This is a genomic window from Paraburkholderia sp. MM5384-R2, assembly GCF_014201025.1.
GTDB lineage: Bacteria > Pseudomonadota > Gammaproteobacteria > Burkholderiales > Burkholderiaceae > Paraburkholderia > Paraburkholderia tuberum.
Genome location: NZ_JACHDI010000018.1, coordinates 1 through 19,562, shown reverse-complemented (window position 1 = coordinate 19,562; position 19,562 = coordinate 1). Strand labels below are relative to the sequence as shown.

Here is a 19,562-nt window from a genome sequence, read left to right as displayed (position 1 = left end):
GCAAAGTACGACGACGGCGACCGAGTGACCGCCAGGAGCCGCCAAGGCACGTGCGGCGGCCTCCTGAGGTTTTCAGTAAACCATCGTATTGTACAATAACTCGCTAATCGCTTAGACGCCAGTCGGGCTTGACCCCGTTCCCGCTGCGGGCTCCGCAGCTTCTCCAATCTGGCTTCCACCATGCCCTTCCTGCTCCACGAATCCCGCTTCTATACCACCGTCAATCATCTGCGCGACCTGCCGGCCACCGCGCAGCCCGAGATCGCTTTCGCGGGACGCTCGAACGCGGGCAAATCGACCGCGATCAACGTGCTCTGCAATCAGAAGCGACTTGCATTCGCGAGTAAGACGCCTGGCCGCACGCAGCACATCAATTATTTTTCGGTTGGCAAGGCGGATGAGCCGACCGCCTATCTGGTCGACCTGCCGGGCTACGGTTATGCGGAAGTGCCGGGTGCGGCGAAGGCGCACTGGGAAGCGCTGCTGTCCACGTATCTGCAATCGCGCTCGCAACTGCGCGGCATGATCCTCATGATGGATTCGCGCCGCCCTCTGACGGATCTCGATCGGCGCATGATCGAGTGGTTCGCGCCGACCGGCAAGCCGATCCACACGCTGCTCACCAAATGCGACAAATTGACGCGTCAGGAAAGCACGAACGCGTTGCGCACCGCGCAGAAGGGACTGGCCGAATATCGGGCTGCGGGCTATCGCGGCGAACTCACCGCGCAACTGTTTTCGGCGCTCAAGCGAACGGGGCTCGATGAAGCGCATGAGCTGATCGAGAGCTGGCTGATCCCGGAGGCAGCGGGCGAAACAGGCGAAACGCCGGCCGCGGGCTGAATGCATATCAATGCAGGAATCCCGCGGCACGCGTGATATGCCTGTAAAACCCGCGTCAGAGCGCGTTTGCGGCCGCGCATAAAAAAACCCGCCGCTTGAACGGCGGGTCAAACAGCCTAATCGAAAAACGACAGGCACCCGCTCAGGGAGGAGAAGCGGGGAGGTCAGCGCTAGGCGCCTTGCTCGATCGGTATGATATACCATTGTCTCGAAAAGTTTCCGGGAGCGGAGCCAGGTGCTATTTGTCCACTCCACCTATCCACGATCTTCGACTCGATATGAGCTTCTACCCGCACTACCGTCCGCGCCGCATGCGCCGTGACGACTTCTCGCGTCGCATGATGCGCGAAAACATCCTCACGACCAACGATCTGATTTACCCCGTGTTCATCGTCGAGGGAACCAACGTGCGGCAAGCCGTGCCGTCGATGCCGGGCGTCGAGCGTGTATCGGTCGATCTGCTGATGGGCGTCGCCGGGCAGTGCGTCGAACTGGGCGTGCCGGTGTTGTCTCTGTTTCCCGCGATCGAGCCCTCGCTGAAGACACCTGAAGGCCGAGAAGCGGCCAACCCGGCGGGTCTGATCCCGCGCGCGGTGCGTGAGTTGAAGAAGAATTTTCCGGAGCTCGGCGTGCTCACCGACGTGGCGCTCGATCCGTATACGAGCCATGGTCAGGACGGCGTGCTCGACGAAGCCGGCTACGTGATCAACGACGAAACCGTCGAGATCCTCGTCGAGCAGGCTCGTGCGCAGGCGGAAGCCGGCGTCGACATCGTCGCGCCGTCGGACATGATGGACGGACGCATTGGTGCGATCCGCGAAATGCTCGAGAGCGAGGACCACATCCACACGCGCATCATGGCGTACGCGGCGAAGTACGCTTCGGCGTTCTACGGCCCGTTCCGCGATGCCGTCGGTTCCGCGACGAACCTCGGCAAGAGCAACAAGATGACCTACCAGATGGACCCGGCAAATTCCAACGAGGCGCTGCGCGAAGTGCAGGCCGACATCAACGAAGGCGCGGACATGGTGATGGTCAAGCCGGGCATGCCGTATCTGGACATCGTGCGTCGCGTGAAGGACGAGTTCCAGTTCCCCACCTACGTGTACCAGGTAAGCGGCGAATACGCCATGCTGAAGGCCGCCGTGCAGAATGGCTGGCTCGATCACGACAAGGTGATGATGGAATCGCTGCTCGCGTTCAAGCGTGCAGGCGCGGACGGCGTGCTGACGTATTTCGCGCTGGATGCCGCGAAGATCCTGCGTTCGCACAAGTAAACCAGGCGCGGTTTAGCGCGCGGCCGTCGAGAAAAGAACGGAGGCGAACCTTAGGGTTTCGCCTCCGTTCTTTTGTGCTGCCGTTTGCGAAGCGGCGGTCTTGCAACGCCCCGCGGCCTTCGATTACACGCCCGACGCACTCGCCCGATCCAGTGTGCGCAGGAATTTATCCGCCGATTCGTAGCCGACCACCCGCAACACTTCCTTGCCACCCTGATCGAAAAAAATAATCCCCGGCGGCCCGAACAGATTGAAGCGCTTGAGCAGCGCCTGGTCGTCGGTATTGTTCGCAGTGACGTCGGCGCGCAGCAGATTCATCTGCTTCAGCTTCGCCTGAACGCGCGGGTCGCTGAAGGTGAATTTCTCCATCTCCTTGCAGCTCACGCACCAGTCCGCGTAAAAATCGAGCATGGCTGGCTGCGCCGCCGTTTTGACGGCCTGGTCGAGCTGATCCGATGAACGTACCGGCGCGAACGTCAAATCGCTTTGCGGCGCCGGCGCGGCCGCGCTGGAGCCATCCTTCGCGATGCTTGCCTGATTGCCGGCGCGAGCCGCGAGCACCGCCAGCGGTCGCAGCGGATCCAACGATCCCGCCGCGAGGCCAACTAGAAGCGCGGCTGCCCAAACCGCCATCACGACGCCGACCGCCCGCCCAAGCCGGTGCCATATCGAGGCGCCCGCAACCGACTTGGAAAACAGGCCGAGCGCAACCGCGGCGATCAGCAGCCAGAGGGCGCTCAACAGCATCGACGCCGCCCCGCCGAGCACCGGCCAAACAATCCACAGCGCCGCGGCCAGCAGAACGACGCCAAAGAACACTTTTACGCTGTCCATCCACTTGCCCGCGCGCGGCAGCAGTGTACCCGCGCCGAGGCCAATGATCAGCAGCGGTAGCCCGAGGCCGATGCCCATCGAGAACAGTGCCGCGCCACCGAGCACGGCGTTGCCGGTATGCGCGATGAACGCGAGCACCGCAAAAAGCGGCGCGGTCATGCAGGCGCCGACCACCAGCGCCGACAGCGCGCCCATCACGGCGACCGCGGTAAATTTGCCACCCGAGCGTCCCGCTGACGCGCTCGACATGCGATCGCGCCAGCGCGGCGGCAGTTCGAGATCCACACCGGCGATCAGCAGCAGCGCGAAAATCGTCAGAAGGCCGCCGAACGCGCCGAGCACCCACGGGTTCTGCAGCCATGCGCCGAGACTCTGCCCGACGAGTGCCGCCACGACACCCAGCACCGTGTACACGAGCGCCATCCCGACTACATACGCGAGCGACAGCGCGAAGCCACGCCTGCGCGTGACGCGCGCTCCCTCACCGATGATGATCGCCGACAGAATCGGAATCATCGGATACGAGCACGGCAGCAAGCTCAGAATGGCGCCGGCAACGAAATAAAGCCCGACGATCGCAAAAAAACCGCCACGCTGCAGCAGCGACTTCGCGTAATCGGCGCTGGTGGCGCGTTCGTACCAGGGTTCGTCGTCAGTGGCGGCGGATTGTTGCGCGGTTGGGGTCGCCGCCCCGCTGCCAGCCAGCTGCAGCGCCTCGCTGCTCACGTGGTACACGCGCTCCATCGGGGGGTAGCAGATGCCCGCGTCGGCACAGCCCTGCGACGTCACCGCAAGATCGAACGGTCCGGCAGCCTGCTTGACCGGAATACGAATCGTCAGCTCGTTGCGATACGTCTCGACATTCTTGTTGAATGTCTGATCGAACTTCACATGACCGCGTGGCAGTTCAGGCTCGCCAAGCGTCGCCGTGCCGTTGCGGGTCGCGAACGCGAAGCGCTCGCGGTACATGTAGTAGCCGTCCGCAATCTTGTAGGTGACGACGACTTGGCCGGGGGCCTCGGTCGCGCTGAACCGGAACGCGACGGACGGGTCGAGGAAGTCGTCCGCGGCGCGCGCGAGCGTGGCGACTTGCGCGAGGAACACGCAGCCGAGCAGAAAGAATGCGGTGCGCAGCGCAGCGCGCGCGCGCCGATCGAGACCGTTAAACATGAACAGGGCGTTGGGTTTCAGCAGTGATCCACTGGCCGTAGGCGGCGGAGGCCGTCGCTTGCCATGAGAGGATTTCCGGCGTGCCGTAGGGATGGTGAGCCTGAATGTATTGCTCCAGTTCGAGCGCGCGAGCGGCGCTGGTCTTGAACAGCAGCTGGATTTCCTGCGCGGTTTCGATCGCGCCCTGCCAGTGATAGCTCGACTGCACGCTGCCTAGCTGGGTGACGCATGCGCAAAGGCGAGCGGCGAGCGCGTCGGCTGCGAGCTTTTGAGCGCCGGCCGCGTCCGGCACCGTTGTCAGCACCAAGGTCACATTCACACTCACACCAAGCTCCGGCGGCGCAGGATTTCGATCCCTATATCGTATCACCTGGCCCTGTCGCCCTGCAGGGCGCCACGCGGTGCGGCCGCGACATTTGGTCACTGCGAAGCAGCTTTCGCTATCAATGAAAAATCCGCCGCAGAAAACAAAAAAGCCAGGCGATGCGCCTGGCTTTTTGTCGAAGCAGAAAGCTTACTCAGCTTCTTGCACTTCCGTTTCTTCAACTTCCGGACGGTCGAGCAGTTCGACCAGAGCCATCGGCGCATTGTCACCAACGCGGAAGCCGAACTTCAGCACGCGCAGGTAGCCGCCCGGACGGTTTGCGTAGCGCGGGCCGAGCACGTCGAACAGCTTCGTGACCGAGTCACGATCGCGCAGGCGGTTGAACGCCAGACGACGGTTTGCGAGCGACGGCTTCTTGCCGAGCGTGATCAGCGGCTCGACGACTTTACGAAGTTCCTTGGCCTTCGGCAGCGTGGTCTTGATGACTTCGTGCTCGATCAGCGAGTTGGACATGTTACGGAGCATTGCCAAACGGTGGCTGCTCGTGCGGTTCAGTTTCCGCAGACCATGACGGTGACGCATGTTAATTCCTTCAGTTCAAAGTTTTGGTCCAGCTCTTCTATCGCACTCGTTCTGCAGCATCGACTACAAACAGTGAGCGCACGGGCCGGTAGTGACAAAAGACAAGACGCGGATTTTAAAGGAAAATCCGCGCCTTTGCCAGTACAGTACAGCGGTGCAATTCGCGGGTCACACCCGACCGAGTTGTCCGCTTACTTGTCGAGACCAGCCGGCGGCCAGTTTTCGAGCTTCATGCCGAGCGTCAGCCCACGCGATGCCAGAACTTCCTTGATCTCGTTCAGCGACTTGCGACCCAGATTCGGAGTCTTGAGCAGTTCGTTCTCGGTACGCTGGATCAGGTCGCCGATGTAGTAGATGTTCTCGGCCTTCAGGCAGTTCGCGGAACGAACCGTCAGTTCGAGATCGTCGACCGGACGCAGCAGGATCGGATCGATCTGCGGTGCGCGCGACGGCGCTTCCGCCGCTGCTTCGGTACCTTCCAGTGCCGCGAACACCGACAACTGATCGACCAGAATGCGCGCCGATTGTCGGATCGCTTCTTCCGGCGAAATCACACCGTTGGTCTCGATGTTCATCACGAGCTTGTCGAGGTCGGTGCGCTGCTCGACGCGAGCGCTTTCGACCGCGTAGCTCACGCGACGAACCGGCGAAAACGAGGCGTCCAGCACGATCCGGCCGATGATCTTGGCCGACTCTTCACCGTAACGACGCACATTGCCCGGCACATAGCCGCGGCCCTTTTCGACCTTGATCTGCACGTCGAGCTTGCCGCCCTTCGACAGATGCGCAATCACGTGATCGGGATTGATGACTTCGCAATCGTGCGCGAGTTCGATATCGCCGGCCGTGACCACGCCTTCGCCTTCCTTCCGCAGCGTAACCGTCACTTCGTCACGATTATGCAGCTTGAAGACGACGCCCTTCAGGTTCAACAACAGGTTGACCACATCCTCTTGCACACCGTCGAGCGTCGAATACTCGTGCACGACGCCTGCAATCGTCACCTCGGTCGGGGCATAGCCCACCATCGACGACAACAGCACGCGCCGAAGCGCGTTGCCCAAGGTGTGGCCATAACCGCGTTCAAACGGCTCCATGACCACTTTCGCGTGGCTTTCGCCAAGCGATTCAACTGCGATAATCTTGGGCTTCAACAAACTGGTTTGCATAGGTTTTCCTTTTCAATACCCTCGGCTCGTTACACCGATAAGGCTGACCGGTAACAACCTGAAAATAAACAGCCGAGACGCCCCCTTGCGCAACGCAATCAGGGCGCCCCGGCCGTCAATCCGATTACCGCGAATACAATTCGACGATCAGGCTTTCGTTGATGTCGCCAGCGATGTCGCTGCGTTCCGGCTTCTGCTTGAAGGTACCTTCGAACTTCTTCGCGTCGACCGCGACCCAGCTCGGCATGCCGCCTTGCTCAGCGAGCGACAGCGCCTCAATGATGCGAGCCTGCTTGCGCTTCTGTTCGCGCACGGCGACGACGTCCCCAGCCTTCACTTGCATCGACGGGATGTTCGTCACGACGCCGTTCACCGTGATTGCCTTGTGGCCAACGAGCTGACGCGCTTCAGCGCGCGTCGAGCCAAAGCCCATGCGATACACGACGTTGTCCAGACGCGATTCGAGCAGTTGCAGCAGGTTCTCACCCGTGTTGCCCTTCAAGCGGTCTGCTTCAGCGAAGTAGCGACGGAACTGGCGCTCGAGGACACCGTAGATACGCTTTACTTTTTGCTTCTCGCGCAGCTGAGTGCCATAGTCGGACGTACGTGCGCCCGAGGTACGGCCGTGCTGGCCGGGCTTGCTGTCAAGCTTGCACTTGTCAGCGAGCGAACGGCGCGCGCTCTTCAGGAAGAGGTCAGTGCCTTCACGGCGGGACAGCTTGGCCTTGGGGCCGATATAACGTGCCACGTTGATTCCTTCTGTGATTTATCACGCGAATGCTTCCACTCGCGCTAGTCCGAACCCTTTGAGTCGAACGGTGGGCTTAGTCAATTCAATAACGCACGCAGCCCGCCACCGCGCAAGGCGGCAACAGGCGCTCGAAATACCAGCGTCTTAGATACGACGACGCTTCGGCGGACGGCAGCCGTTGTGCGGGACCGGCGTCACGTCGGAGATCGCGGTGATCTTGATGCCAAGACCATGCAGCGCTCGCACCGCCGATTCCCGGCCAGGACCGGGGCCCTTGATCCGCACTTCGAGGTTCTTCACGCCGTATTCCATCGCCACGCGGCCAGCTGATTCAGCTGCGACCTGAGCTGCAAACGGAGTCGACTTACGCGAACCCTTGAAGCCCTGACCGCCCGACGTTGCCCAGGCAAGCGCGTTGCCTTGACGGTCGGTGATCGTGATGATGGTGTTGTTGAACGACGCGTGAACGTGAACCACGCCCTCGGCGACGTTCTTCTTGACCTTCTTGCGAACGCGTTGCGCCGCGGAGTTGTTCGAAGCCTTAGCCATTACGTTTTCCTGTAACTGTCAGTTCCGCTTACTTCTTCAGCGATTGCGCTGCACGACGCGGACCCTTGCGCGTACGGGCATTCGTACGCGTACGCTGGCCGCGCAGGGGAAGACCCTTACGATGCCGCACGCCACGATAGCAGCCGAGATCCATCAGGCGCTTGATGTTCATCGTCGTTTCACGGCGCAGATCGCCTTCAACGATGAACTTGCCGACTTCTTCACGCAGCTTTTCGAGGTCTGCGTCAGTCAGGTCTTTGACCTTCTTCGAAAATGCCACACCAGCAGCGACGCAAATGTCGCGCGAGCGCGTGCGACCGACACCGTAAATAGCCGTCAGGCCGATTTCAGTATGCTGGTGATTCGGGATGTTAACCCCTGCGATACGAGCCATTGTTTTTCCTCAAACAAAAAGCGCAAGCAAAAGCGCGGCGTTCAGCCTTGACGCTGTTTGTGGCGCGGATCAGAACTGCAAATCACGCGCACAACGCCTTTGCGCTTGATGATCTTGCAATTGCGGCAAATGCGCTTAACCGATGCCATCACTTTCATGATATTACCCTTTTTTCAAATCACTTCGCCCGGAACACGATCCGCGCACGCGACAGATCGTAAGGCGTCAATTCAACCGTCACCTTGTCGCCCGGCAAGATCCGGATGTAGTGCATCCGCATTTTGCCGGATATGTGTCCCAACACGACATGGCCGTTTTCCAGCTTCACCCTGAAGGTAGCATTAGGCAGGTTCTCGATTACTTCGCCCTGCATCTGGATAACATCGTCTTTGGCCATAAGTCCTTTCAACGCATCGGGACGCCGCCGCCTTTGAAATTAGCTTTCTTCAGCAGCGATTCATACTGTTGCGACATAACGTACGACTGCACCTGCGCCATGAAATCCATTGTGACGACGACAATGATCAGCAGCGACGTTCCACCAAAATAAAACGGCACGTTCCAGCGCAGCACCAGAAATTCAGGCAGCAGGCAAACGAACACGATGTAGATCGCACCGGCAAGCGTCAAACGCGTGAGGATGCGGTCGATATATCGCGCCGTCTGATCGCCCGGGCGGATACCTGGGACGAAAGCGCCGCTTTTTTTCAGGTTGTCGGCCGTTTCCCTGCTGTTAAACACCAGTGCAGTGTAGAAGAAGCAGAAGAAGACGATCGCCAACGCGTACAGCAACACGTACACCGGTTGACCGGGCTTCAGGGCTTCGGCAACGTTGTGCAACGTGTCTGCGAACCAGCTGGTACGCGAACCCGAACTGAACCAGTTCAGGATAGTTGCCGGGAAGAGAATGATCGACGATGCGAAGATCGGCGGAATCACGCCCGACATATTCAGCTTCAGCGGCAAATGCGAAGACTGGCCGCCGTAAATCTTGTTGCCCACCTGCCGCTTCGCATAATTCACAAGTATCTTGCGCTGGCCGCGTTCGATGAACACCACCAGATAGGTCACAGCAGCAATCAGCGCGACGACGATAATCGCCGAGATGATGCTCATCGAGCCGGTTCGCACCAGTTCAAAGAGACCACCGATTGCGTTCGGGAAACCCGCCGCGATACCGCCGAATATGATGATCGAGATACCGTTGCCAAGCCCGCGCTCCGTGATCTGCTCACCCAGCCACATCAGGAACATCGTGCCGGTCACCAGCGTCACGACCGTCGTCAAGCGGAAAACCATCCCCGGATCGATCACGAGGCCCGGCTGATTTTCCAGAGCGACGGCAATACCGAACGCCTGGAACGTCGCCAGCACAACCGTGAAGATCCGCGTGTACTGCGTAATCTTTCGCTGACCTGCCTGCCCTTCCTTTTTCAGCGCTTCGAGCTGCGGCGAAACAATCGCCAGCAACTGCATGATGATCGACGCCGAAATGTACGGCATGATCCCCAGCGCGAAAATCGTGAACCGCGAAAGTGCGCCACCCGAGAACATGTTAAACATGCCAAGGATGCCGCCCGACTGGCTTTGGAACAGTTTCGCCAGTTGGTCCGGGTCGATACCCGGCACCGGAATATGCGCGCCGATACGGTAGACGACTAGCGCCAGCAGCAGGAACACTGCTCGCCGGCGCAGATCGCCAAACTTCGCCGCGCTGCGGCCGGGTTTTGCGAGACTCGGGCTGTTAGCCAAGTACCTTCTCCGATGCAAGTGCTAGTGACGGCTATTAACTTGCGCGTTACTCGGCAAAAGAGCCACCGGCTGCCTCGATAGCAGCACGTGCGCTCTTCGTCGCACCCAGACCCTTCACAACGACCTTGCGCTTGAGCTCGCCCGTTGCAATGATCTTGGCGCTACGGATCAGCTCGCCGACGAGGCCGGCTTGCTTGAGAGCCAGCAGATCGATTTCGTCGACCGGCAGCTTCTCCAGATCCGAGAGACGTACTTCCCCGACGAATTCCTTCGTCAGCGAGGTGAAGCCACGCTTCGGCAGGCGACGTTGCAGCGGCATTTGACCGCCTTCAAAGCCAACCTTGTGAAAGCCGCCCGAACGCGACTTCTGACCCTTGTGACCACGGCCAGCGGTCTTGCCGAGGCCGGAGCCGATGCCGCGACCAACGCGGCGCTTTGCGTGCTTCGCGCCTTCGGCCGGCTTCAGGTTATTCAATTCCATTATCAACTCCTTGAGTCCTGGTCAGCCGCTTAGCTGATGACCTTAACGAGGTACGAAACCTTGTTGATCATGCCGCGCACAGCCGGCGTATCCTGCAACTCGCTAACCGAGTTGAGTCGGCGCAGGCCCAAGCCACGCACCGTTGCACGGTGCGATTCACGGGTGCCGATCAGGCTCTTGACGAGCTGGACCTTGACAGTTTTATCAGACATGGTGTCCACCTTTAGCCCAGAATTTCTTCGACGGACTTGCCACGCTTCGCAGCGATGTCGGCCGGCGTGGACTGCTTGCGCAGACCATCGAGCGTCGCACGAACGAGGTTGTACGGGTTCGTCGAGCCGTGGCTCTTGGCCACAACGTTCTGCACACCCATCACGTCGAACACGGCGCGCATCGGTCCGCCCGCGATCACGCCGGTACCGTCCTTCGCCGGAGCGAGGAGGACCGTCGATGCGCCGTGCTTACCGTGCACTTCGTGTTGCAAGGTACCGTTCTTCAACGGCACCTTGAACATGTTGCGGCGAGCCTGTTCCATCGCCTTCTGGACAGCGACCGGCACTTCCTTCGCCTTGCCCTTGCCCATACCGACGCGGCCATCACCGTCGCCAACCACGGTCAGTGCAGCGAAGCCGAGAATACGGCCACCCTTCACGACCTTGGTCACGCGGTTAACCGCGATCATTTTTTCACGAAGGCCGTCGTCGCGTTCGTCAGCCTGAACTTTAGCTTGCATCTTTGCCATGACGAATTCTTCCCTTAGAACTTGAGTCCGGCTTCGCGCGCCGCGTCAGCCAGCGCTTTCACGCGGCCGTGGTAACGGAAACCCGAACGGTCGAAGGCGACGGATTCGATGCCGGCAGCCTTAGCCTTTTCTGCAATGCGCTTGCCGATCAGAGTGGCAGCAGCAACGTTGCCGCCCTTTCCCGATTGATCGGCCAGTTGCGCACGCACTTCGGCTTCGAGCGTCGACGCGCTAGCGAGCACCTTGGTACCGCACGGCGAGAACACTTGCGCATAGATGTGCGTGTTCGTGCGATGCACGGCGAGACGCGCGACCTGCAGCTCAGCGATCTTGATACGCGTCTGACGAGCGCGGCGCAGGCGAGATTGAGACTTATCCATGATTGCGCACCCTTACTTCTTCTTCGTTTCTTTGAGGATCACAACCTCATCGGCGTAACGCACGCCCTTGCCCTTGTAGGGCTCCGGCGGACGGTAGCCGCGCACTTCTGCAGCGACTTGACCGACTTGTTGCTTGTTGATCCCCTTGATCACGATTTCGGTTTGCGACGGGGTTTCTGCCTTGACGCCAGCCGGCATCTGGTGCACCACCGGGTGCGAGAAACCCAGCGACAGGTTCAGCTTGTCGCCTTGCGCTTGTGCGCGGTAACCGACGCCAACCAGCGTCAGCTTGCGCTCGAAACCCTTCGTCACGCCGTGCACCATGTTCGCAACCAGCGCGCGCATCGTGCCCGACATCGCATTCGCCTCGCGGCTTTCATCGACCGGCTCGAACTTCAGCGTGCCGCTGTCGTTCACTACCTTCACGAGGCTGTTGGCAGCCTGCGAAATCGTACCCAGCGGACCCTTGACAGTAATGCTGTCGGCGCTCAGGGCCACTTCCGCGCCTTGCAGCGCGATTGGGCTCTTACCTACTCGAGACATGTTTCTCTCCTTTCGGCCTTAAGCGACATAGCAGATGACTTCGCCGCCAACGCCCGTTGCACGTGCCTTGCGGTCCGTCATCACGCCCTTCGGCGTCGACACGATTGCCACGCCCAGGCCATTCATGACCACGGGGATGTCGTTACGGCCGCGGTACACACGCAGACCAGGCTTCGAGACGCGTTCAATGCGCTCGATGACCGGACGGCCAGCGTAATACTTCAACACGATGTTCAATTCCGACTTCGCACCTTCGGACTTCACTGCGAAATCGTCGATATAACCTTCGTCCTTCAGGACCTGCGCAATCGCAACCTTGACTTTCGACGAGGGCATAGTCACCGAAACCTTCTCGACCATCTGCGCATTGCGGATGCGAGTCAGCATATCGGCGATAGGATCACTCATGCTCATTTATGTTTCTCCTATTACCAGCTCGCCTTGGTCAGGCCAGGGATCTCGCCGCGGAACGCGATTTCGCGAATCTTGTTACGCGCCAGCCCGAATTTACGGAACGTGCCGCGCGGACGACCGGTAATTGCGCAACGGTTGCGCTTACGGGTCGGGTTAGAGTTTCGCGGCAGTTGCTGCAGTTCCAGGCGTGCTGCGTAATGCTCTTCTTCCGACTTGCTCGTATCGCCAATGATTGCCTTCAATGCTGCACGCTTAGGAGCGTACTTGGCGGCGAGGCGAGCACGCTTCTTTTCACGTTCGATCAGTGCCAGTTTAGCCACGGTAACCTCAGTTTCTGAACGGGAACTTGAAGCTGGCGAGCAGAGCCTTTGCTTCGTCGTCAGTCTTCGCAGTCGTCGTGATGCTGATGTTCAGCCCACGCAGTGCGTCGATCTTGTCGTAGTCGATTTCGGGGAAAATGATCTGCTCTTTCACACCGACGTTGTAGTTGCCGCGACCATCGAACGCCTTGCCCGACACGCCACGGAAGTCGCGCACACGGGGGAGCGCAACCGTCACGAAACGGTCCAGGAATTCGTACATTGCCTGGCCACGCAGCGTGACCATTGCACCGATCGGATATCCCTGACGGATCTTGAAGCCAGCGATTGCCTTGCGTGCCTTCGTGATCACCGGCTTCTGGCCCGCGATCTTCGTCAGATCGCCAACGGCGTTTTCGATGATCTTCTTGTCAGCGACGGCCTCGCCAAGGCCCATGTTAAGGGTGATCTTGGTGATGCGCGGCACTTCCATCACGGACTTGTAACCGAACTTCTCGATGAGGCCGGGTACAACCTTCTCTTTGTAAAACTCTTGCAAACGAGCCATTTTTTACTCCGCAGCGTCAGGCGCTCAGTACGGCACCGGTCGTCTTCAGGAAACGGACCTTCTTGCCCCCTTCGACCTTGATGCCTACACGCGATGGCTTGCCATTCGCGTCCACCAATGCGACGTTCGAAATTTGCAGCGGCATCGTCTTGGCTTCCACGCCGCCCGTCGTACCCTTCATCGGGTTCGGCTTGACGTGCTTCTTGACGAGGTTGATGCCCTCGACAGTCACGGTCTCGCCGTGAACGGCCAGCACCACGCCACGCTTGCCCTTATCTTTGCCGGTGATGACGATAACTTCGTCACTCTTGCGAATCTTGTTCATCGCGACTCCTTACAGCACTTCAGGCGCCAGCGAAACGATCTTCATGAATCGTTCGCTACGCAACTCGCGCGTGACAGGCCCAAAAATACGGGTACCGATCGGTTCGAGCTTGGTGTTGAGCAACACAGCCGCGTTGCCGTCGAACTTGATCAGCGAGCCGTCCTGACGACGCACGCCCTTGGCGGTGCGAACCACCACGGCGTTGTAGATTTCGCCTTTCTTCACGCGCCCGCGCGGCGTTGCCTCTTTGACAGTCACCTTGATGATGTCGCCAATGCTGGCATAACGACGCTTCGAGCCGCCGAGCACCTTGATGCACATGACTTCACGTGCACCCGTGTTGTCGGCCACTTCAAGCCGAGTTTCGGTCTGGATCATGGTTTATCTTTCCCAACTTAATCCGGTCACACCACCATGGCGCTTCCCGGTCAGTCTTGGTCCCGTCAGCCGATCGGCTGCTTGGGTTAGAACAGCAGCGACGGCAAACGAAACCCGCCATCGCAATCCGGTGAATCCTTCGGTCTAGGCTGGCGCCCGAACCGCTTCCCCCACCAACTTCGCCCGCGACGGGGCTCCCATAAAGAGGGAAGACCGAAATTATATCAAATAATCTCGGTCTTGCAAGCGAAACTTACTGCGATTTCAACTATTTTCTACAGCTTTGCGACATTAGATGACGCGAGCAGCCTCGACCAGGCGAGCCACAACCCAAGCCTTCGTCTTCGAAATCGGACGAGTTTCCTGGATTTCAACGAGGTCGCCCTCGTTGTACGTGTTCGCGTCGTCATGCGCGTGGTACTTCTTCGACCGCACGACGTACTTGCCGTAGATCGGGTGCTTCACGCGGTGCTCGACCAGCACGGTAACCGTCTTGTCCATCTTGTTGCTGACGACCTTGCCGACCAGCGTCCGCTTGAGCGAGTTTTTTACGCTATCGTTCATTTCTGGTTCGCCTTCTCAGTCAGGACGGTCCGCACACGCGCGATGTCGCGACGGACCTTCTTCAGCTGGCTCGTGTTCGTGAGCTGCTGAGTCGCGAGTTGCATGCGCAGGCCAAATTGCGCCTTCAACAGGTCCGACAGCTCCTTGTTGAGCGCGGCCTGATCTTTCTGGTGAAGTTCGGAAGCCTTCATCATTTGCTCCTTAGGCGCCGAGCTGACGCACGATAAACGTCGTCTTCAGCGGCAGCTTCGCTGCAGCCAGACGGAACGCTTCGCGCGCCAGTTCTTCGGTTACGCCGTCCATTTCGTACAGCATCTTGCCCGGTTGAATCTCAGCGACGTAGTACTCCGGGTTACCCTTACCGTTACCCATACGTACTTCCGCCGGCTTGGTCGAGATCGGCTTGTCCGGGAAGATCCGGATCCAGATGCGGCCACCGCGCTTGATGTGACGCGTCATTGCACGACGCGCCGCTTCAATCTGGCGCGCGGTCAGACGGCCACGACCGACAGCCTTCAGGCCGAACTCACCGAACGACACCGCGTTGCCGCGGGTAGCAACGCCGGTGTTACGACCTTTCTGCTCTTTGCGATACTTTCTGCGTTTCGGTTGCAGCATCGTTATTCTCCAGTCTTCCCGTCGCCGCCGGCACCGCCAGCACGTCGGGGAGCGCCACGGCGTGCACCTGCCGGGCCACCACCTTCACCATCACGACGCGGACGGCGATCGCCACCCGGACGTGCGTTGCGGCGCGGACGCTTTTCTTCGGCGACTTCTTCGACCACCGGTGCGTCGTTGCGGCCGAGCGTGTCGCCCTTGTAGACCCACACCTTCACGCCGATGATGCCGTACGTCGTCTTTGCTTCCGACGTTGCGTAGTCGATATCCGCACGCAGCGTATGAAGCGGCACGCGACCTTCGCGATACCATTCCGTACGGGCGATTTCGATACCGTTCAGACGGCCAGCGCTCATGATCTTGATGCCTTGAGCACCCAGACGCATCGCGTTCTGCATCGCACGCTTCATCGCGCGGCGGAACATGATCCGGCGCTCGAGTTGTTGCGTGATCGAATCAGCGATCAGTTGCGCGTCCGTTTCCGGCTTGCGGATTTCTTCGATGTTGACGTGAACCGGAACGCCCATGCGCTTTTGCAGCTCGGACTTCAGCAGTTCGATGTCTTCACCCTTCTTGCCGATCACGACACCCGGACGCGAGCTGAAAATCGTGATACGCGCGTTCTTTGCAGGACGCTCGATCACAACGCGGCCGACGGACGCGTTCTTCAGCTTCTTCTTCAGGTATTCACGAACACCGATGTCTTCCTGCAACATCGCCGCGAAATTGTTGTTGTTCGCGTACCAACGCGAAGCCCAATTGCGGCTGACGGCCAAACGGAAGCCAGTCGGATGAATTTTCTGTCCCATCGTATGACCCCTTAATTCCCGACCGTCACAGTGATGTGACAGGATTGCTTCTCGATGCGGTTACCGCGGCCTTTAGCGCGCGCGGTGAAACGCTTCAGCGATGCTGCCTTGTCGACGTAGATACTCTTGATCTTGAGCTCGTCGATATCGGCGCCTTCATTGTGCTCCGCATTCGCGATCGCCGACAGCACGACCTTTTTCACGATCCCCGCAGCCTTCTTCGGCGAGAACGTCAGAACGTTCAGCGCCTTGTCGACCGGCAAACCGCGGATCTGGTCAGCCACAAGGCGCGTTTTCTGCGCCGAGATGCGGGCACCGCGATGAATTGCTTTCACTTCCATCTTGACTGCCCCTTATTTCTTGGCCTTCTTGTCGGCCGCGTGTCCCTTGAACGTACGGGTCAGTGCGAACTCGCCAAGCTTGTGGCCGACCATGTTTTCCGTGACATACACCGGAACGTGTTGACGGCCGTTGTGAACGGCGATCGTCAGGCCGATGAAGTCCGGCAGGATCGTCGAGCGACGCGACCAGGTCTTGATCGGTTTCTTGTCACGCGATGCTGCAGCCGCCTCAACCTTCTTCAGCAAATGGGCGTCGCAGAACGGACCTTTCTTAATAGAACGTGCCATTGCCTACTCCTTAACGCTTGTGACGGCGCTGGACGATCATGCTCGTCGTGCGCTTGTTGCTGCGGGTGCGATAGCCCTTCGTCGGCGTGCCCCACGGGCTCACCGGATCGCGGCCTGCCGCAGTCTTGCCTTCGCCACCACCGTGCGGGTGGTCGACCGGGTTCATTGCAACGCCACGCACCGTCGGGCGGATACCGCGCCAGCGGTTCGCACCAGCCTTACCGATTTGACGGAGGCTATGCTCTTCGTTGCCTACTTCACCGATCGTTGCGCGGCATTCAACGTGAACGCGGCGGATTTCGCCCGAACGCAGACGAACCTGCGCGTAGATGCCTTCGCGAGCCAGCAGCATCGCCGACGTACCCGCCGAACGCGCCATTTGCGCGCCCTTGCCCGGCAGCATTTCGATGCAGTGAATCGTCGTACCGACCGGGATGTTGCGAATCGGCAGCGTGTTACCTGCGCGGATCGGCGCCTCCGAGCCTGACATCAGCTGTTGACCAACGGTAATACCCTTCGGAGCGATGATGTAGCGGCGCTCGCCGTCTGCGTACAGAACCAGCGCGATGTTCGCGCTACGGTTCGGGTCGTACTCGAGACGCTCGACCTTTGCGGGAATACCATCCTTCGTGCGACGGAAGTCAACAACACGATAGTGATGCTTGTGACCACCACCCTTGTGACGCGTGGTGATGTGACCGTTGTTGTTACGGCCGGCGGTCGACGACTGCGTGTCGAGCAGCGCTGCGAACGGCTTGCCCTTGTGCAGTTCCTTGTTGACCACCTTGACCATCGCGCGGCGACCCGGCGAAGTCGGCTTAACTTTCACGATTGCCATGATTACTTGGCCTCCGCTTCAAAGTTGATTTCCTGGCCGGGCTTCAGGCAGACGTACGCCTTCTTCACGTCCTTGCGCTTGCCCATGAAGCGACCAAAGCGCTTGGCTTTGCCCTTCGCGACCAACACGTTGACGGAATCGACTTCCACCTTGAACAGCAGCTCGACTGCAGCTTTCACTTCCTGCTTCGTGGCATCCGGCGCGACTTCGAACACAACCTGTTCGTTCTTGTCGGCCACCAGCGTCGCCTTTTCGGAGACCACCGGCGCGAGCAGGACCTGCATCAAACGATGATCGTTCTTGCGAATCTCGCTCATGACAGCAACTCCTCGATCTGGGCGACCGCAGCCTTCGTGATCAGGATCTTCTTGAAGTAGATCAGCGACAGCGGGTCGGCGTAACGCGGCTCCACAACCGCCACGTGGGCGAGGTTGCGCGACGCGAGGTACAGGTTTTCGTCAACCGTGTCGGTAATCACCAGCACGGAATCGAGACCCATCGCCTTGAATTTTTCGGCCAGCAGCTTCGTCTTCGGCGCTTCGAGCGTCAACTCGTCGACCACCGAGATGCGGCCTTCGCGGGCCAGCTGCGAGAAGATCGAGCAGAGACCTGCACGATGCATCTTCTTGTTGACCTTGTGCGAAAAGTTTTCTTCCGGCGAATTCGGGAAAATACGGCCACCGCCGCGCCACAGCGGGCTCGACGACATACCGGCACGGGCGCGGCCCGTACCCTTCTGGCGCCACGGCTTCTTGGTCGTGTGTTTGACCTGCTCACGATCCTTCTGCGCGCGGTTGCCGCTACGGGCATTCGCCTGGTACGCAACCACCACCTGGTGAATCAGGGCTTCGTTGTAGTCGCGGCCGAACACGACGTCCGACGCGCTAACGCCTGCACTTTCCTGACCATTGGCATTCAGGAGCTTAAGTTCCATTATTTCGCTCCTTTCACGGCACGCGTCTTCACGGCCGGCGTAACGAATACCTTGCCACCCTTCGCACCCGGAACGGCGCCCTTGACCAGCAGCAGCTTGCGGTCAGCGTCGATACGAGCGATTTCGAGGTTTTGCACCGTTACCTTCTCATCGCCCATGTGACCGGTCATGCGCTTACCCGGGAAAACACGACCCGGATCCTGCGCCATACCGATCGAGCCCGGCACATTGTGCGAGCGCGAGTTACCGTGAGATGCACGGCCAGACGAGAAGTTATAACGCTTGATGGTACCGGCGTAGCCTTTACCGATCGACACGCCTTGCACGTCGACCTTCTGGCCCACTTCGAACAGCTCGGGACCAACCACGGCGCCGCTCGACAGTTCGGCAGCCTTAGCGGCATCGATCTGGAATTCTTTGAGGATTTCACCGGCTTGAACACCGGCTTTGGCGAGATGACCTGCCAACGGCTTCGTCACGCGGGATGCACGGCGCGTACCGAAGGCAACCTGCACGGCCGTGTAGCCGTCGGTTTCAACAGTCTTGATCTGCGTCACGCGGTTGTCGGACACGTCCAGCACGGTGACGGGAATTGAATCCCCTTCAGCCGTGAAGATACGGGTCATGCCAACCTTGCGACCTACGAGTCCAAGGCTCATCGTTTTCTCCATTCCCGACTGCGATTGGTCGGGGCTAATTTACAAAATGCCGGCACCGCTTCGGGCATGAAACCATGCTGCAGGACGCCGACTTTTTTACGCAAATGCGCGAAAAGCTCGATAGTATAGCGAGCCTTTTCGTTTTCCGCAAGCAATCAATGACTTAGCGTTGCCCGGGTGGCCGGGCAAGGGCTGGAAGCCTTACTGCAGCTTGATTTCAACGTCCACGCCAGCCGGGAGATCCAGCTTCATGAGCGCGTCGACGGTCTTGTCCGTCGGGTCAACGATGTCCATCAGACGCTGGTGGGTGCGGATTTCGAGCTGGTCACGCGACGTCTTGTTGACGTGCGGCGAACGCAGGATGTCGAAGCGTTGAATGCGAGTCGGCAGGGGTACGGGACCACGAACAATCGCGCCGGTCCGCTTTGCCGTATCGACGATTTCAGCTGCCGATTGGTCGATCAGGCGATAGTCGAAAGCCTTCAGGCGAATGCGGATTTTCTGGTTCTGCATGACAAATTCCTTGAAAAGAGCGAGGCGATATTGCACCGCCGATTAGAAAAAGAACGTAGGCTCGGACGCTCGCGCAGAGCGAGTGCCTGAGCCCGGGCGCTACAGACTGCTACAGCAATCGTCGATTTTACTCGATGATCTTGGCGACGACACCAGCGCCGACCGTACGGCCACCTTCGCGAATTGCAAAGCGCAGACCTTCTTCCATCGCGATCGGGTTGA

Annotated in this window: 33 protein-coding genes and 1 pseudogene; 2 read left to right on the top strand and 32 right to left on the bottom strand. The window is 59.5% G+C overall.

Annotated elements, in window-relative coordinates; translation table 11 throughout:
- The first annotated feature begins 180 nt into the window (after positions 1-180).
- Entirely contained in the window at positions 181-843 is a 663-nt protein-coding gene (yihA, locus tag HDG37_RS25240; protein ID WP_018420165.1) for a ribosome biogenesis GTP-binding protein YihA/YsxC, read from the top strand.
- Positions 844-1,121: 278 nt separating this feature from the next.
- Positions 1,122-2,120: a porphobilinogen synthase gene (gene hemB, locus HDG37_RS25235; RefSeq protein ID WP_184052231.1), complete on the top strand. Its 999-nt coding sequence runs from the start codon at positions 1,122-1,124 to the stop codon at positions 2,118-2,120.
- A gap of 123 nt (positions 2,121-2,243) precedes the next feature.
- Here the strand turns inward: hemB and dsbD are convergent, their stop codons facing one another.
- The 32 genes and pseudogenes from dsbD to HDG37_RS25075 all read right to left on the bottom strand — a co-directional run.
- Positions 2,244-4,124 (bottom strand): protein-disulfide reductase DsbD, encoded by a 1,881-nt coding sequence (gene dsbD, locus HDG37_RS25230; RefSeq protein WP_184052229.1) that lies wholly within the window; start codon positions 4,122-4,124, stop codon positions 2,244-2,246.
- Complete coding sequence (gene cutA / locus HDG37_RS25225) at positions 4,117-4,449, bottom strand: divalent-cation tolerance protein CutA (protein WP_090802155.1); 333 nt, start codon at positions 4,447-4,449, stop codon at positions 4,117-4,119. The genes dsbD and cutA overlap by 8 nt, the downstream gene beginning before the upstream one ends.
- A 189-nt stretch (positions 4,450-4,638) precedes the next feature.
- A complete protein-coding gene (gene rplQ / locus HDG37_RS25220) occupies positions 4,639-5,031 on the bottom strand; it encodes a 50S ribosomal protein L17 (protein ID WP_013090750.1) in 393 nt (130 codons plus the stop codon).
- Between the two features lie 191 nt (positions 5,032-5,222).
- Entirely contained in the window at positions 5,223-6,200 is a 978-nt protein-coding gene (locus tag HDG37_RS25215; protein WP_007730697.1) for a DNA-directed RNA polymerase subunit alpha, read from the bottom strand.
- Positions 6,201-6,324: 124 nt separating this feature from the next.
- Positions 6,325-6,948 (bottom strand): 30S ribosomal protein S4, encoded by a 624-nt coding sequence (gene rpsD / locus HDG37_RS25210; protein ID WP_013090752.1) that lies wholly within the window; start codon positions 6,946-6,948, stop codon positions 6,325-6,327.
- Positions 6,949-7,095: 147 nt separating this feature from the next.
- Entirely contained in the window at positions 7,096-7,500 is a 405-nt protein-coding gene (gene rpsK, locus HDG37_RS25205; protein WP_006052224.1) for a 30S ribosomal protein S11, read from the bottom strand.
- 28 nt (positions 7,501-7,528) lie between these two features.
- Positions 7,529-7,894 (bottom strand): 30S ribosomal protein S13, encoded by a 366-nt coding sequence (rpsM, locus tag HDG37_RS25200; RefSeq protein ID WP_013589830.1) that lies wholly within the window; start codon positions 7,892-7,894, stop codon positions 7,529-7,531.
- A 41-nt stretch (positions 7,895-7,935) separates the two neighbouring features.
- Positions 7,936-8,052: a 50S ribosomal protein L36 gene (gene rpmJ / locus HDG37_RS25195; RefSeq protein ID WP_004199844.1), complete on the bottom strand. Its 117-nt coding sequence runs from the start codon at positions 8,050-8,052 to the stop codon at positions 7,936-7,938.
- Between the two features lie 20 nt (positions 8,053-8,072).
- Positions 8,073-8,291, bottom strand: a complete 219-nt coding sequence (infA, locus tag HDG37_RS25190; protein ID WP_004521905.1) for a translation initiation factor IF-1 — start codon at positions 8,289-8,291, stop codon at positions 8,073-8,075.
- An 8-nt stretch (positions 8,292-8,299) separates the two neighbouring features.
- The gene (gene secY / locus HDG37_RS25185) at positions 8,300-9,646 is read right to left on the bottom strand and encodes a preprotein translocase subunit SecY (RefSeq protein ID WP_013090753.1); all 1,347 of its coding nucleotides are present in this window, start codon (positions 9,644-9,646) and stop codon (positions 8,300-8,302) included.
- 46 nt (positions 9,647-9,692) lie between these two features.
- Entirely contained in the window at positions 9,693-10,127 is a 435-nt protein-coding gene (gene rplO, locus HDG37_RS25180) for a 50S ribosomal protein L15 (protein WP_018420156.1), read from the bottom strand.
- Between the two features lie 29 nt (positions 10,128-10,156).
- The gene (gene rpmD / locus HDG37_RS25175) at positions 10,157-10,339 is read right to left on the bottom strand and encodes a 50S ribosomal protein L30 (protein ID WP_008923335.1); all 183 of its coding nucleotides are present in this window, start codon (positions 10,337-10,339) and stop codon (positions 10,157-10,159) included.
- 11 nt (positions 10,340-10,350) lie between these two features.
- Positions 10,351-10,869: a 30S ribosomal protein S5 gene (gene rpsE / locus HDG37_RS25170; protein WP_075303262.1), complete on the bottom strand. Its 519-nt coding sequence runs from the start codon at positions 10,867-10,869 to the stop codon at positions 10,351-10,353.
- A 14-nt stretch (positions 10,870-10,883) separates the two neighbouring features.
- The gene (rplR, locus tag HDG37_RS25165; protein WP_184052227.1) at positions 10,884-11,249 is read right to left on the bottom strand and encodes a 50S ribosomal protein L18; all 366 of its coding nucleotides are present in this window, start codon (positions 11,247-11,249) and stop codon (positions 10,884-10,886) included.
- Positions 11,250-11,261: 12 nt separating this feature from the next.
- Positions 11,262-11,792 carry a 50S ribosomal protein L6 gene (rplF, locus tag HDG37_RS25160; RefSeq protein ID WP_018420154.1) on the bottom strand — a complete coding sequence of 177 codons (531 nt, stop codon included), beginning with the start codon at positions 11,790-11,792 and terminating at the stop codon, positions 11,262-11,264.
- Positions 11,793-11,810: 18 nt separating this feature from the next.
- Positions 11,811-12,206 carry a 30S ribosomal protein S8 gene (rpsH, locus tag HDG37_RS25155; protein ID WP_006052216.1) on the bottom strand — a complete coding sequence of 132 codons (396 nt, stop codon included), beginning with the start codon at positions 12,204-12,206 and terminating at the stop codon, positions 11,811-11,813.
- A gap of 14 nt (positions 12,207-12,220) precedes the next feature.
- Positions 12,221-12,526, bottom strand: coding sequence for a 30S ribosomal protein S14 (gene rpsN, locus HDG37_RS25150; protein WP_090802162.1), 306 nt, complete (start codon positions 12,524-12,526; stop codon positions 12,221-12,223).
- Positions 12,527-12,533: 7 nt separating this feature from the next.
- The gene (gene rplE / locus HDG37_RS25145; RefSeq protein WP_090802163.1) at positions 12,534-13,073 is read right to left on the bottom strand and encodes a 50S ribosomal protein L5; all 540 of its coding nucleotides are present in this window, start codon (positions 13,071-13,073) and stop codon (positions 12,534-12,536) included.
- Between the two features lie 16 nt (positions 13,074-13,089).
- Positions 13,090-13,398 carry a 50S ribosomal protein L24 gene (gene rplX, locus HDG37_RS25140; RefSeq protein ID WP_184035555.1) on the bottom strand — a complete coding sequence of 103 codons (309 nt, stop codon included), beginning with the start codon at positions 13,396-13,398 and terminating at the stop codon, positions 13,090-13,092.
- Between the two features lie 9 nt (positions 13,399-13,407).
- On the bottom strand, positions 13,408-13,776 hold the full coding sequence (gene rplN / locus HDG37_RS25135) for a 50S ribosomal protein L14 (protein ID WP_006998478.1): 369 nt from the start codon (positions 13,774-13,776) through the stop codon (positions 13,408-13,410).
- Between the two features lie 291 nt (positions 13,777-14,067).
- Positions 14,068-14,340 carry a 30S ribosomal protein S17 gene (gene rpsQ, locus HDG37_RS25130; RefSeq protein ID WP_184052225.1) on the bottom strand — a complete coding sequence of 91 codons (273 nt, stop codon included), beginning with the start codon at positions 14,338-14,340 and terminating at the stop codon, positions 14,068-14,070.
- Entirely contained in the window at positions 14,337-14,531 is a 195-nt protein-coding gene (gene rpmC / locus HDG37_RS25125; protein ID WP_007180130.1) for a 50S ribosomal protein L29, read from the bottom strand. The genes rpsQ and rpmC overlap by 4 nt, the downstream gene beginning before the upstream one ends.
- Before the next feature lie 10 nt (positions 14,532-14,541).
- Complete coding sequence (gene rplP, locus HDG37_RS25120) at positions 14,542-14,958, bottom strand: 50S ribosomal protein L16 (RefSeq protein WP_008923342.1); 417 nt, start codon at positions 14,956-14,958, stop codon at positions 14,542-14,544.
- A 2-nt stretch (positions 14,959-14,960) separates the two neighbouring features.
- On the bottom strand, positions 14,961-15,767 hold the full coding sequence (gene rpsC / locus HDG37_RS25115; RefSeq protein ID WP_012434570.1) for a 30S ribosomal protein S3: 807 nt from the start codon (positions 15,765-15,767) through the stop codon (positions 14,961-14,963).
- 11 nt (positions 15,768-15,778) lie between these two features.
- Positions 15,779-16,108 carry a 50S ribosomal protein L22 gene (rplV, locus tag HDG37_RS25110; protein ID WP_004199272.1) on the bottom strand — a complete coding sequence of 110 codons (330 nt, stop codon included), beginning with the start codon at positions 16,106-16,108 and terminating at the stop codon, positions 15,779-15,781.
- A gap of 12 nt (positions 16,109-16,120) precedes the next feature.
- A complete protein-coding gene (rpsS, locus tag HDG37_RS25105; protein WP_006998484.1) occupies positions 16,121-16,396 on the bottom strand; it encodes a 30S ribosomal protein S19 in 276 nt (91 codons plus the stop codon).
- Positions 16,397-16,406: 10 nt separating this feature from the next.
- Positions 16,407-17,234 carry a 50S ribosomal protein L2 gene (gene rplB, locus HDG37_RS25100; protein WP_018420149.1) on the bottom strand — a complete coding sequence of 276 codons (828 nt, stop codon included), beginning with the start codon at positions 17,232-17,234 and terminating at the stop codon, positions 16,407-16,409.
- Positions 17,235-17,236: 2 nt separating this feature from the next.
- A complete protein-coding gene (gene rplW, locus HDG37_RS25095; RefSeq protein ID WP_008923345.1) occupies positions 17,237-17,551 on the bottom strand; it encodes a 50S ribosomal protein L23 in 315 nt (104 codons plus the stop codon).
- Positions 17,548-18,168 (bottom strand): 50S ribosomal protein L4, encoded by a 621-nt coding sequence (rplD, locus tag HDG37_RS25090; RefSeq protein WP_090802165.1) that lies wholly within the window; start codon positions 18,166-18,168, stop codon positions 17,548-17,550. Before rplD ends, rplW begins: the two co-directional genes overlap by 4 nt.
- Positions 18,168-18,827 (bottom strand): 50S ribosomal protein L3, encoded by a 660-nt coding sequence (gene rplC / locus HDG37_RS25085; RefSeq protein ID WP_090805499.1) that lies wholly within the window; start codon positions 18,825-18,827, stop codon positions 18,168-18,170. Before rplC ends, rplD begins: the two co-directional genes overlap by 1 nt.
- Before the next feature lie 201 nt (positions 18,828-19,028).
- Complete coding sequence (gene rpsJ, locus HDG37_RS25080) at positions 19,029-19,340, bottom strand: 30S ribosomal protein S10 (RefSeq protein ID WP_006998489.1); 312 nt, start codon at positions 19,338-19,340, stop codon at positions 19,029-19,031.
- A gap of 127 nt (positions 19,341-19,467) precedes the next feature.
- Positions 19,468-19,562: pseudogene (locus HDG37_RS25075) on the bottom strand (elongation factor Tu); the annotation flags it as partial.